The organism is Enterobacter cloacae complex sp. IR5428 (assembly GCF_049238585.1).
In the GTDB taxonomy this organism is placed as follows: Bacteria; Pseudomonadota; Gammaproteobacteria; order Enterobacterales; family Enterobacteriaceae; genus Enterobacter; species Enterobacter intestinihominis.
Genome location: NZ_JBMKHV010000010.1, coordinates 73,461 through 86,201, shown reverse-complemented (window position 1 = coordinate 86,201; position 12,741 = coordinate 73,461). Strand labels below are relative to the sequence as shown.

The 12,741-nt window shown below is 55.5% G+C and carries 10 protein-coding genes and 1 pseudogene; 10 read left to right on the top strand and 1 reads right to left on the bottom strand.

Annotated elements, in window-relative coordinates:
* Window positions 1–19 precede the first annotated feature (19 nt).
* Window positions 20–283 carry a 30S ribosomal protein S20 gene (gene rpsT / locus ACOTXC_RS15710; protein ID WP_003856458.1) on the bottom strand — a complete coding sequence of 88 codons (264 nt, stop codon included), beginning with the start codon at window positions 281–283 and terminating at the stop codon, window positions 20–22.
* 101 nt (window positions 284–384) lie between these two features.
* Between rpsT and ACOTXC_RS15705 the strand changes: the two are divergent.
* The 10 genes and pseudogenes from ACOTXC_RS15705 to ACOTXC_RS15660 all read left to right on the top strand — a co-directional run bounded on the left by ACOTXC_RS15705 (window position 385) and on the right by ACOTXC_RS15660 (window position 12,705).
* Window positions 385–602 (top strand): annotated as a pseudogene (locus ACOTXC_RS15705) (DUF2575 domain-containing protein).
* Between the two features lie 7 nt (window positions 603–609).
* Window positions 610–1,536, top strand: a complete 927-nt coding sequence (ribF, locus tag ACOTXC_RS15700; protein WP_023299293.1) for a bifunctional riboflavin kinase/FAD synthetase — start codon at window positions 610–612, stop codon at window positions 1,534–1,536.
* Window positions 1,537–1,581: 45 nt separating this feature from the next.
* Window positions 1,582–4,398 (top strand): isoleucine--tRNA ligase, encoded by a 2,817-nt coding sequence (gene ileS, locus ACOTXC_RS15695; RefSeq protein ID WP_063148248.1) that lies wholly within the window; start codon window positions 1,582–1,584, stop codon window positions 4,396–4,398.
* Window positions 4,398–4,898 carry a signal peptidase II gene (gene lspA / locus ACOTXC_RS15690; protein ID WP_421767821.1) on the top strand — a complete coding sequence of 167 codons (501 nt, stop codon included), beginning with the start codon at window positions 4,398–4,400 and terminating at the stop codon, window positions 4,896–4,898. Before ileS ends, lspA begins: the two co-directional genes overlap by 1 nt.
* 116 nt (window positions 4,899–5,014) lie before the next feature.
* The gene (gene fkpB / locus ACOTXC_RS15685; protein ID WP_022647009.1) at window positions 5,015–5,464 is read left to right on the top strand and encodes an FKBP-type peptidyl-prolyl cis-trans isomerase; all 450 of its coding nucleotides are present in this window, start codon (window positions 5,015–5,017) and stop codon (window positions 5,462–5,464) included.
* 1 nt (window position 5,465) lies between these two features.
* Window positions 5,466–6,416, top strand: a complete 951-nt coding sequence (gene ispH / locus ACOTXC_RS15680) for a 4-hydroxy-3-methylbut-2-enyl diphosphate reductase (RefSeq protein ID WP_022647010.1) — start codon at window positions 5,466–5,468, stop codon at window positions 6,414–6,416.
* Window positions 6,417–6,621: 205 nt separating this feature from the next.
* Window positions 6,622–7,443: a 4-hydroxy-tetrahydrodipicolinate reductase gene (dapB, locus tag ACOTXC_RS15675; protein ID WP_022647011.1), complete on the top strand. Its 822-nt coding sequence runs from the start codon at window positions 6,622–6,624 to the stop codon at window positions 7,441–7,443.
* 454 nt (window positions 7,444–7,897) lie between these two features.
* Window positions 7,898–9,046 (top strand): glutamine-hydrolyzing carbamoyl-phosphate synthase small subunit, encoded by a 1,149-nt coding sequence (gene carA, locus ACOTXC_RS15670; protein ID WP_023299297.1) that lies wholly within the window; start codon window positions 7,898–7,900, stop codon window positions 9,044–9,046.
* An 18-nt stretch (window positions 9,047–9,064) separates the two neighbouring features.
* Entirely contained in the window at window positions 9,065–12,289 is a 3,225-nt protein-coding gene (gene carB, locus ACOTXC_RS15665) for a carbamoyl-phosphate synthase large subunit (RefSeq protein WP_022647013.1), read from the top strand.
* A gap of 182 nt (window positions 12,290–12,471) precedes the next feature.
* Entirely contained in the window at window positions 12,472–12,705 is a 234-nt protein-coding gene (locus tag ACOTXC_RS15660; protein WP_003856439.1) for a YgdI/YgdR family lipoprotein, read from the top strand.
* The last annotated feature ends 36 nt before the right edge of the window (window positions 12,706–12,741 follow it).

Sequence of the window (12,741 nt, the reverse complement as noted above, 5' to 3'; positions counted from 1 at the left end):
AAGCAACAACAAGTAGCGATTAAGCCAGTTTGTTGATCTGCGCGGTCAGGTTTGCTTTATGACGCGCTGCTTTGTTTTTGTGGATCAGACCTTTAGCAGCCTGACGATCCACGATTGGTTGCATTTCGTTAAATGCGTTCTGCGCTGCAGCTTTGTCGCCTGCTTCGATTGCTGCGTATACTTTCTTGATGAAAGTACGCATCATAGAGCGACGGCTTGCGTTGTGCTTACGAGCCTTTTCAGACTGAACGGCACGTTTCTTAGCTGATTTGATATTAGCCAAGTCCAACTCCCAAATATGTTCTATGTGGACAATTCAAAGGCCGAGGAATATGCCCTCTTTGCCTTCTTTTGTCAATGGATTTGTGCAAATAAGCGCCGTTAATGAGCGACGCTACGTTACGTAGTGATGGCGCAGGATTCTACCAGCTTGTCTTTCGTGAATACAGCCTTTCGGCATAAAAATCGCAGTTCTCGGGCAGATTTTTTTGCTGTGAAAGGTCAGCCTGATGAAATCATACGGCTTTCTGTTTCGCGTGAACAATCGCCGGTTAACCTTAACCGCCGTACAAGGTATACTTTGGCGATTTTCACTGTTTTGAGCCAGTCATGAAGCTGATACGCGGCATACATAATCTCAGTCAAGCCCCGCACGGGTGCGTGCTGACCATTGGTAATTTTGACGGCGTGCATCGTGGGCATCAGGCGCTGTTGCAGGGATTGCGTAAAGAAGGGGAGGCGCGTGGCCTGCCCGTTGTGGTGATGATTTTCGAACCGCAGCCGCTGGAGTTGTTTGCCGGCGAGAAATCCCCCGCGCGGCTGACGCGTCTGCGTGAGAAGTTACGCTACCTGGCGGAGTCCGGCGTGGACTACGTCCTGTGCGTACGCTTCGACCGTCGGTTTGCCGCGCTGACCGCACAAAACTTTGTCAGCGATCTGTTGGTCAGGCAGCTTGGCGTGCAGTTTCTCGCCGTGGGCGATGATTTCCGCTTTGGCGCTGGTCGTCAGGGCGATTTCTTGTTATTACAGAAGGCTGGCCTGGAGTACGGGTTTGACGTCACCAGTACGATGACCTTCTGTGAGGGCGGGGTGCGCGTCAGCAGCACGGCGGTACGTCAGGCGCTGGCGAACGATGAACTGGACACGGCAGAAACGCTACTGGGTCATCCGTTCACAATTTCAGGTCGTGTGGTCCATGGCGATGCGCTGGGCCGCACGATAGGTTTTCCGACGGCGAATATACCGCTGCGTCGTCAGGTCTCCCCGGTTAAAGGGGTCTATGCGGTGGAAGTGGCAGGACTGGGTGAGAAGCCTTTCTACGGTGTTGCCAACATTGGTACACGTCCAACGGTTTCCGGTGTGCGTCAACAGTTAGAAGTACACCTGCTGGACGTTGTAATGGACCTCTACGGTCGCCATATAGATGTGATACTGCGTAAAAAAATACGCAATGAACAGCGATTCGCTTCGCTGGATGAACTTAAGGCGCAAATCGCGCGAGATGAATTAACGGCCCGCGAGTTTTTTGGGCTTTAGAACCGGCTTAACTGCCTACGTGATAAATACGGAACCGAGAATCTGATGAGTGACTATAAATCAACCCTGAATTTGCCGGAAACAGGGTTCCCGATGCGCGGCGATCTCGCCAAGCGCGAACCGGGAATGCTGGCGCGTTGGACTGATGATGACCTGTACGGCATCATTCGTGCAGCCAAAAAAGGCAAAAAAACCTTCATTCTGCATGATGGCCCTCCCTATGCGAATGGCAGCATTCATATTGGTCACTCTGTAAACAAGATTCTGAAAGACATTATCGTGAAGTCCAAAGGACTCGCGGGATATGACTCGCCTTATGTTCCGGGCTGGGACTGCCATGGTCTGCCAATCGAGCTGAAAGTGGAGCAAGAGTACGGTAAGCCGGGTGAGAAGTTCACCGCCGCAGAGTTCCGCGCGAAATGCCGCGAATACGCTGCCACCCAGGTAGACGGTCAGCGCGCTGACTTCATCCGTCTGGGCGTGCTAGGCGACTGGTCGCACCCGTACCTGACCATGGACTTCAAAACCGAAGCCAACATTATCCGTGCGCTGGGTAAAATCATCGGTAACGGTCACCTGCATAAAGGCGCTAAGCCGGTGCACTGGTGCGTGGACTGCCGTTCTGCGCTGGCAGAAGCGGAAGTAGAGTATTACGACAAAACCTCGCCTTCTATCGACGTGGCGTTCGAAGCGGTCGATCAGGATGCGATCAAAGCTAAATTTGGCCTGCCAGGCGTAAGCGGTCCAGTCTCGCTGGTTATCTGGACCACCACCCCGTGGACGTTACCAGCCAACCGTGCCATTTCCCTGTCCGGTGAGTTTGAGTACGCGTTGGTGCAGATTGATGGTCGCGCGGTTATCCTGGCAAAAGATCTGGTTGAAAGCGTGCTTAAACGCGCGAACATCAACGATTACAGCGTGCTGGGCACCGTAAAAGGCGACGCGCTGGAACTGATGCGCTTCAAACACCCGTTCCTGGACTTCGACGTTCCGGCGATCCTGGGCGACCACGTCACGCTGGACGCGGGTACCGGTGCGGTGCATACCGCCGGCGGCCACGGTCCTGACGACTACAACATCAGCCTGAAATACGGTCTGGAAATCGCCAACCCGGTCGGTCCGGATGGCTCTTACCTGCCTGGCACCTACCCGGCGCTGGACGGTATCAACGTCTTTAAAGCCAACGACATCATCGTTGACATGCTTCGCACCAGCGGCGCGCTGCTGCACGTTGAGAAAATGCAGCACAGCTATCCGTGCTGCTGGCGCCATAAGACCCCGATTATCTTCCGTGCGACCCCGCAGTGGTTCGTCAGCATGGACCAGAAAGGCCTGCGCGAGCAGTCTCTGAAAGAGATCAAAGGCGTGCAGTGGATCCCGGACTGGGGCCAGGCGCGTATCGAATCCATGGTGGCTAACCGTCCTGACTGGTGTATCTCCCGTCAGCGCACCTGGGGCGTGCCGATGTCGCTGTTCGTGCATAAAGAGACGCAGGAACTGCACCCGAACACCCTGGAACTGATGGAAGAGGTGGCTAAGCGCGTTGAAGTTGACGGCATTCAGGCGTGGTGGGATCTCGATTCCCGTGACATCCTGGGCGCTGACGCGGACAACTACGAGAAAGTGCCGGATACCCTGGACGTGTGGTTCGACTCCGGGTCTACCCACTCCTCCGTGGTTGACGTGCGCCCTGAGTTCGCCGGTCACGCTGCCGACATGTATCTGGAAGGCTCCGACCAACACCGCGGCTGGTTCATGTCATCCCTGATGATCTCCACCGCCATGAAGGGCAAAGCACCTTACCGCCAGGTACTGACCCACGGCTTCACCGTGGATGGTCAGGGCCGTAAGATGTCCAAATCCATCGGTAACACCGTTTCTCCGCAGGACGTGATGAACAAGCTGGGCGCGGATATTCTACGCCTGTGGGTGGCATCCACCGACTACACGGGCGAAATGGCGGTGTCTGACGAGATCCTGAAACGTGCTGCTGACAGCTATCGTCGTATCCGTAACACCGCGCGCTTCCTGCTGGCGAACCTGAACGGGTTTGATCCGGTAAAAGACATGGTGAAGCCGGAAGAGATGGTGGTGCTCGATCGCTGGGCGGTAGGCTGCGCGAAAGCGGCACAGGAAGATATTCTGAAAGCCTATGAGTCTTACGACTTCCACGAAGTGGTGCAGCGCCTGATGCGCTTCTGCTCCATTGAGATGGGGTCGTTCTATCTCGACATCATCAAAGACCGCCAGTACACCGCGAAAGCGGACAGCGTGGCGCGTCGTAGCTGCCAGACCGCGCTGTTCCACATCGCAGAGGCGCTGGTACGCTGGATGGCGCCGATCATGTCCTTCACCGCAGATGAAATCTGGGGTTACCTGCCGGGCGACCGTGAGAAGTATGTCTTCACCGGCGAGTGGTACGAAGGTCTGTTCGACCTCTCCAGCACTGAAGCAATGAACGACGCCTACTGGGACGAGCTGCTGAAAGTGCGTGGCGAAGTGAACAAGGTTATCGAGCAGGCGCGCGCTGACAAGAAAGTCGGTGGCTCTCTGGAAGCGACGGTGACCCTTTACGCAGAGCCTGAGCTGGCCGCGAAGCTGACCGCGCTGGGCGATGAATTACGATTTGTCCTGTTGACCTCCGGTGCGAAAGTTGCGGATTATGCCGAGGCATCTGCTGATGCTCAGCAGAGCGAACTGCTCAAAGGACTGAAGGTCGCACTGAGCAAAGCCGATGGTGAAAAATGCCCGCGTTGCTGGCATTACACTACCGATGTCGGCCAGGTGGCGGAACACGCAGACATCTGCGGACGCTGTGTAAGCAACGTCGCCGGCGACGGCGAAAAACGTAAGTTTGCCTGATGAGTAAAACTCTCTGTTCAACAGGACTGCGCTGGCTGTGGCTGGTGGTAGTGGTGCTGATTATTGATTTGGGCAGCAAGTTCCTGATCCTCCAGAATTTCGCTCTGGGGGATACGGTCCCGCTGTTCCCGTCGCTTAACCTGCACTACGCCCGCAACTACGGCGCGGCGTTTAGTTTCCTTGCCGACAGCGGTGGCTGGCAGCGTTGGTTCTTCGCAGGTATCGCAACGGGTATCTGCGTCGTGCTCGCGGTGCTGATGTACCGCTCGAAGGCCACGCAAAAGCTGAATAACATCGCCTACGCGCTGATCATTGGTGGCGCACTGGGTAACCTGTTTGACCGCCTGTGGCACGGCTTTGTAGTCGATATGATCGACTTCTACGTCGGCAACTGGCACTTTGCGACCTTTAACCTCGCCGATAGCGCAATATGCGTTGGTGCAGCGTTAATCGTGCTGGAAGGCTTCTTGCCTAAACCGGCCGCGAAAGAGCAGGCGTAACAAAACCAGCCGGGTGACGCGTAGCGATCCCGGCCTACAGAATTTGTGGCCCCCGTAGGCCCGGTAAGCGTAGCGCCACCGGGCAACAGGTGACCCAAAACAAGCGAGCAATTTGCATGTCTAAATCCGTACAGAGCAACAGCGCGGTTCTCGTTCATTTCACGCTGAAGCTGGATGACGGCTCCACGGCCGAATCCACCCGCAACAATGGCAAACCGGCGCTGTTTCGTCTGGGCGACACCTCCCTGTCTGAAGGCCTAGAACAACAGCTTCTCGGGCTGAAAGAGGGTGAGAAAAAAGCGTTCTCACTGGAGCCGGATGCGGCATTCGGTGTGCCAAGCCCGGATCTGATTCAGTACTTCTCGCGCCGTGAGTTTATGGATGCGGGTGAACCGGAGATCGGGGCGATTATGCTCTTTACCGCTATGGACGGCAGCGAAATGCCTGGCGTGATCCGCGAAATCAACGGGGATTCCATCACCGTTGACTTCAACCATCCGCTTGCCGGGCGTACCGTTCATTTTGATGTAGAAGTGCTGGAGATCGATCCGGCGCTGGAGGACTGAGATGCAGATCCTGTTGGCTAACCCGCGCGGTTTTTGCGCCGGTGTAGACCGCGCTATCAGCATTGTTGAAAATGCGCTGGAGATTTACGGCGCGCCGATTTACGTGCGTCACGAAGTGGTGCACAACCGCTACGTGGTCGACAGCCTGCGCGAGCGCGGTGCGATTTTTATCGAGCAGATCAGCGAAGTGCCGGACGGCGCAATCCTCATCTTCTCCGCGCACGGCGTATCCCAGGCCGTACGTAACGAAGCCAAAAGCCGCGATCTGACCGTATTCGATGCCACCTGTCCGTTAGTGACCAAGGTGCATATGGAAGTGGCGCGTGCAAGCCGTCGTGGTGAAGAGTCGATTCTGATTGGCCATGCCGGTCACCCGGAAGTTGAAGGCACCATGGGTCAGTACAGCAACCCGGAAGGGGGCATGTATCTGGTTGAGTCGCCGGAAGACGTTTTTACGCTGAATGTGAAAAACGAAGCGCGTCTGTCGTTTATGACCCAGACGACGCTTTCCGTGGACGACACCTCAGACGTGATTGACGCCCTGCGCCAGCGCTTCCCAAAAATCGTCGGGCCGCGCAAAGATGATATCTGCTACGCAACCACCAACCGTCAGGAAGCCGTGCGCGCGTTGGCTGAACAGGCGGACGTGGTGCTGGTGGTCGGTTCAAAAAACTCCTCTAACTCTAACCGTCTGGCCGAACTGGCGCAGCGTATGGGGAAAGCGGCGTTTCTGATCGACGACGCAACGGACATTCAGGAAGCGTGGGTGAAAAACGCGGCCTGCGTCGGTGTTACCGCAGGTGCTTCAGCGCCAGATATTCTGGTGCAAAACGTCATTGCCCGCCTGCAAGAGCTGGGTGGTGGCGAAGCGGTGCCGCTGGAAGGCCGTGAAGAGAACATTGTCTTTGAAGTGCCGAAAGAGCTGCGAATCGACGCCCGCGAAGTGGAATAATTTCTTTTCTGATGAAAGGCCAGCACCTTCTGTGCTGGCCTTTTTTTTGCTTCGTATCTTATCGTGACGACAAAATCATGTCTTTTACTGATATCTGAGTCGGTTTCACGTTAAATTCTAATTATTGGTGTTTTCAGTTGGCAGCCTTAGCGAAGGCTGGTTAATCTGAAAACGGTTTACATCATTTTAACGTAAGAGAATAACTATGCATGATGCACAGATCCGTGTCGCCATTGCGGGCGCGGGTGGACGTATGGGTCGCCAGCTGATTCAGGCGGCACTACAGATGGATGGCGTGGCACTTGGCGCGGCGCTGGAGCGTGAAGGTTCATCCCTGCTGGGCTCCGATGCGGGCGAGCTGGCAGGCGCGGGCAAGACAGGCGTTACCGTACAGAGCAACCTGGAGGCGGTGAAAGAAGACTTTGACGTGTTCATCGACTTTACCCGTCCGGAAGGCACTTTGACTCACCTGGCGTTTTGCCGCCAGCACGGTAAAGGGATGGTGATTGGCACCACCGGTTTCGATGATGCCGGTAAACAGGCCATTCAGGAAGCAGCCGCCGACATTGCAATTGTCTTCGCCGCGAACTTTAGCGTAGGCGTTAACGTTATGCTTAAACTGCTGGAAAAGGCAGCGAAGGTGATGGGCGACTATACCGACATTGAGATTATTGAAGCGCACCACCGCCATAAAGTCGATGCCCCATCTGGCACGGCGCTGGCGATGGGCGAAGCGATTGCTTATGCAATGGATAAAGATTTGAAAGACATCGCGGTCTATTCTCGCGAAGGTCACACTGGCGAGCGCGTGCCTGGCACCATTGGTTTTGCCACCGTTCGCGCGGGTGATATCGTCGGCGAACATACCGCTATGTTCGCCGATATTGGTGAAAGGGTCGAAATCACACATAAAGCATCCAGCCGCATGACGTTTGCAAACGGGGCGGTACGCTCCGCACTGTGGCTAAAAGGTAAGCCAAATGGTCTTTTTGATATGCGAGATGTGCTCGAACTCAACAATTTGTAAGCGTTATTACCCATCGCGATGTGGTTATTGCAGTCGTAACTGTTTGATTGCATAGGGCAATATTTTATTGCCCTTTTATTTTGTCTATTTCAAAGAATTATTCTATTTAACTCGTTTAAAGTAAGTGTTTTCATGCTATTTTATGTTGCTGTACTGTAAATTTTGACCGTCTGGTCCACTTTTTATTCCAGCAAGATAACTATTTCTTTTAAACTGCCTGCGCAAGCGGTTTCTACAGTGATTTAGTTGATCTTTTTGCCGCTTAATTTGAAATCAAGCCATCAGGCCTGCAAAAGAATAAACAAAATCCCCGTTTTAAGTTGACTTTTACATGGCAAATCCCCAGAATGCCGCCGTTTGCCAAAAATCCGCTGGCAACACATTTGCATTGATCCATGACATGGTTATGAATTAATATGCAAATAAAGTGAGTGAATATTCTCTGGAGGGTGTTTTGATTAAGTCAGCGCTATTGGTTCTGGAAGACGGAACCCAGTTTATCGGTCGGGCCATAGGGGCAACGGGTTCGGCGGTTGGGGAAGTCGTTTTCAATACTTCAATGACCGGTTATCAAGAAATCCTCACTGATCCTTCCTATTCTCGCCAAATCGTTACTCTTACTTATCCTCATATCGGCAATGTCGGCACCAATGCGGCTGACGAAGAATCCTCTCAGGTACATGCACAAGGCCTGGTCATTCGCGACCTGCCGCTGATTGCCAGCAACTTCCGCAACACCGAAGACCTCTCTTCTTACCTGAAGCGCCATAACATTGTGGCGATTGCCGATATCGATACCCGTAAGCTGACGCGTCTGCTGCGCGAGAAGGGTGCACAAAATGGCTGCATCATCGCAGGGGACAACCTCGATGCGGCGCTGGCGCTGGAAAAAGCGAAAGCCTTCCCGGGCCTGAACGGGATGGACCTGGCGAAAGAAGTGACTACCACAGAAGCCTACAGCTGGACGCAGGGAAGCTGGACGCTGGAAGGCGACCTGCCGGAAGCGAAACCGGAAAGCGAGCTGCCGTTCCACGTGGTGGCCTACGATTTTGGTGCCAAGCGCAACATCCTGCGTATGCTGGTTGACCGTGGCTGCCGCCTGACGGTCGTCCCGGCACAAACGTCTGCGGAAGATGTTCTGAAGATGAACCCGGACGGCATCTTCCTCTCTAACGGTCCTGGCGACCCGGCGCCGTGTGACTACGCTATCGACGCCATTAAGTCCTTCCTTGAAACCGATATCCCGGTATTCGGCATCTGTCTCGGCCATCAGCTGCTGGCGCTGGCGAGCGGAGCGAACACCGTCAAGATGAAGTTCGGCCACCATGGTGGTAACCACCCGGTGAAAGATATCGACAACAACACGGTAATGATCACCGCGCAGAACCACGGCTTCGCTGTGGATGAAGCGACGATGCCCGCTAACCTGCGTGTGACGCACAAATCACTGTTCGATGGTACCTTGCAGGGTATCCATCGCACCGATAAGCCTGCGTTCAGCTTCCAGGGCCACCCTGAAGCCAGCCCGGGCCCACACGATGCCGCGCCGCTGTTCGATCACTTCATCGAACTTATCGAGCAATACCGTAAGACTGCTAAATAATCAGGAGCTGAGAAGACCATGCCAAAACGTACAGACATAAAAAGCATCCTGATCCTTGGCGCTGGCCCGATCGTGATCGGTCAGGCCTGCGAATTTGACTACTCCGGCGCGCAGGCGTGTAAAGCCCTGCGCGAAGAGGGTTACCGCGTCATCCTGGTCAACTCTAACCCGGCCACCATCATGACCGACCCGGAAATGGCAGATGCGACCTACATTGAGCCGATTCACTGGGAAGTGGTACGCAAAATTATCGAGAAAGAGCGTCCGGATGCGGTGCTGCCGACCATGGGCGGCCAGACGGCGCTGAACTGTGCACTGGAGCTGGAGCGTCAGGGCGTGCTGGAAGAGTTCGGCGTGACCATGATTGGTGCAACCGCCGACGCGATTGATAAAGCAGAAGACCGTCGTCGCTTCGACGTAGCAATGAAAAAAATTGGCCTCGACACCGCGCGTTCCGGTATCGCACACAACATGGAAGAAGCGCTGGCCGTCGCGGCTGACGTGGGCTATCCGTGCATCATCCGTCCATCATTCACCATGGGCGGCACCGGCGGCGGTATCGCCTACAACCGCGAAGAGTTCGAAGAGATTTGCGAACGCGGTCTGGATCTCTCCCCAACCAAAGAGCTGCTGATTGATGAATCGCTGATTGGCTGGAAAGAGTACGAGATGGAAGTGGTGCGTGATAAAAACGACAACTGCATCATCGTCTGCTCCATCGAAAACTTCGACGCGATGGGGATCCACACCGGCGACTCCATCACCGTTGCGCCAGCTCAGACGCTGACCGACAAAGAGTACCAAATCATGCGTAACGCCTCGATGGCGGTACTGCGTGAAATCGGCGTGGAAACCGGCGGCTCGAACGTGCAGTTCTCGGTGAACCCGAAAACCGGCCGTCTGATTGTTATCGAAATGAACCCGCGCGTGTCCCGTTCCTCCGCGCTGGCCTCCAAAGCCACCGGCTTCCCGATTGCGAAAGTGGCGGCGAAACTGGCGGTGGGTTACACCCTTGACGAGCTGATGAACGACATCACCGGTGGCCGCACGCCAGCGTCCTTCGAACCGTCCATCGACTACGTTGTGACCAAAATTCCTCGCTTTAACTTCGAGAAATTCGCCGGCGCGAACGACCGTCTGACTACCCAGATGAAATCCGTTGGTGAAGTCATGGCGATTGGCCGCACGCAGCAGGAATCCCTGCAAAAAGCGCTGCGTGGCCTGGAAGTGGGCGCGACCGGCTTTGACCCGAAAGTCAGCCTGGACGACCCGGAAGCACTGACCAAAATCCGCCGCGAGCTGAAAGACGCGGGTGCAGAGCGTATCTGGTACATCGCCGATGCCTTCCGCGCGGGCCTGTCCGTTGACGGCGTATTTAACCTGACCAACATCGACCGCTGGTTCCTGGTGCAGATTGAAGAGCTGGTGCGTCTGGAAGAGAAAGTGGCAGAGCTGGGCATCAACGGCCTTGACGCAGACTTCCTGCGCATGCTGAAGCGTAAAGGCTTCGCCGATGCGCGTCTGGCTAAACTGGCGGGCGTACGTGAAGCGGAGATCCGCAAGCTGCGCGACCAGTATGACCTGCACCCGGTTTACAAGCGCGTGGACACCTGTGCGGCAGAGTTCTCGACCGATACCGCGTACATGTACTCCACCTATGAAGACGAGTGCGAGGCGAACCCGTCCGTCGACCGCGACAAGATTATGGTGCTGGGCGGCGGTCCAAACCGTATCGGCCAGGGCATTGAGTTCGACTACTGCTGCGTGCATGCCTCGCTGGCACTGCGCGAAGACGGTTACGAGACCATCATGGTCAACTGTAACCCGGAAACCGTCTCGACCGACTACGACACTTCCGACCGCCTCTACTTCGAGCCGGTTACGCTGGAAGACGTGCTGGAAATCGTGCGCATCGAGAAGCCGAAAGGCGTGATCGTGCAGTATGGCGGCCAGACTCCGCTGAAGCTGGCGCGTGCGCTGGAAGCAGCAGGTGTGCCGGTCATCGGCACCAGTCCGGACGCGATTGACCGTGCGGAAGACCGCGAGCGTTTCCAGCAGGCAGTTGATCGTCTCAAGCTGAAACAGCCGGCGAACGCCACCGTGACCGCGATTGAAATGGCCGTTGAGAAAGCGAAAGAGATTGGTTACCCGCTGGTGGTGCGTCCATCCTACGTACTGGGCGGCCGTGCGATGGAAATCGTCTATGACGAAGCCGACCTGCGTCGCTACTTCCAGACGGCGGTGAGCGTTTCCAACGATGCGCCAGTGCTGCTTGACCGCTTCCTCGACGACGCGGTTGAAGTCGACGTTGACGCTATCTGCGACGGCGAAATGGTGCTGATTGGCGGCATCATGGAGCACATCGAGCAGGCTGGTGTGCACTCCGGTGACTCCGCATGTTCTCTTCCTGCGTACACCCTGAGCCAGGAGATTCAGGATGTGATGCGTCAGCAGGTGCAGAAGCTGGCCTTCGAGCTACAGGTTCGCGGCCTGATGAACGTCCAGTTCGCAGTGAAAGACAACGAAGTTTATCTGATTGAAGTCAACCCGCGTGCGGCACGTACCGTACCGTTCGTCTCTAAAGCGACCGGTATTCCGCTGGCGAAAGTGGCGGCGCGCGTGATGGCTGGCCAGACGCTGACTCAGCAGGGCGTCACGAAAGAAATCATCCCGCCGTACTACTCGGTGAAAGAGGTGGTGCTGCCGTTCAACAAATTCCCGGGCGTTGACCCACTGTTAGGGCCAGAGATGCGCTCTACCGGGGAAGTGATGGGCGTGGGCCGCACCTTCGCAGAAGCGTTTGCCAAGGCACAGCTGGGCAGCAGCTCCACCATGAGAAAATCGGGCCGTGCGCTGCTCTCCGTTCGCGAAGGCGATAAAGAGCGCGTGGTTGACCTGGCCGCCAAGCTGCTTAAACAGGGCTTCGAGCTGGATGCAACCCACGGCACGGCAATTGTGCTGGGTGAAGCTGGGATCAACCCGCGTCTGGTGAACAAGGTGCATGAAGGTCGTCCGCACATTCAGGACCGTATCAAGAATGGTGAGTACACCTACATCATCAACACCACCGCAGGTCGCCAGGCGATTGAAGACTCCAAGCTGATTCGCCGCAGCGCGCTCCAGTATAAAGTGCATTACGACACCACCCTGAACGGCGGTTTCGCGACGGCCATGGCGCTGAATGCGGATGCTACCGAGAAGGTGATTTCGGTGCAGGAAATGCACGCTCAGATTAGCAAGTAATCTGCGTAGGCCCGGCAAGCGTTAGCGCCGCCGGGCAAGTGGCGGGTGGCGCTTCGCTTACCCGCCCTACGGTTTTCTTTACCCATCTTAAGAACCTTCTGGTTTTTCATCCGCTTTCAGTCAGTTAGCCTAAAATGGTTAGGTCGATAACGAAAATTCAACTGAGAGCAGGGGAAAACACCATGCAAAATAAACTACTGATCGCTTCCGTTCTGGCTGCCACTGCAATGTTCACCGTGGCGGGCTGTTCGTCAAATCAGGCCGTAAAAACCACCGATGGTAAAACTATCGTTACTGACGGGAAACCGCAGGTGGATGACGATACCGGTCTGGTATCGTACAAAAACGCCGAAACCGGTCAAACTGAACAGATTAACCGTGACCAGGTTAAATCAATGGGTGAGCTGGATAACTAAAAAAAAGCAGTGGCACATGCCACTGCTTTTTTTGCG

What these genes read in the sequence shown, in the direction of transcription:
- ribF (WP_023299293.1), top strand. Translation starts at nt 610, where the DNA reads ATGAAGCTGATACGCGGCATACATAATCTCAGTCAAGCCCCGCACGGG.
- ileS (WP_063148248.1), top strand. Translation starts at nt 1,582, where the DNA reads ATGAGTGACTATAAATCAACCCTGAATTTGCCGGAAACAGGGTTCCCG.
- lspA (WP_421767821.1), top strand. Translation starts at nt 4,398, where the DNA reads ATGAGTAAAACTCTCTGTTCAACAGGACTGCGCTGGCTGTGGCTGGTG.
- fkpB (WP_022647009.1), top strand. Translation starts at nt 5,015, where the DNA reads ATGTCTAAATCCGTACAGAGCAACAGCGCGGTTCTCGTTCATTTCACG.
- ispH (WP_022647010.1), top strand. Translation starts at nt 5,466, where the DNA reads ATGCAGATCCTGTTGGCTAACCCGCGCGGTTTTTGCGCCGGTGTAGAC.
- dapB (WP_022647011.1), top strand. Translation starts at nt 6,622, where the DNA reads ATGCATGATGCACAGATCCGTGTCGCCATTGCGGGCGCGGGTGGACGT.
- carB (WP_022647013.1), top strand. Translation starts at nt 9,065, where the DNA reads ATGCCAAAACGTACAGACATAAAAAGCATCCTGATCCTTGGCGCTGGC.
- ACOTXC_RS15660 (WP_003856439.1), top strand. Translation starts at nt 12,472, where the DNA reads ATGCAAAATAAACTACTGATCGCTTCCGTTCTGGCTGCCACTGCAATG.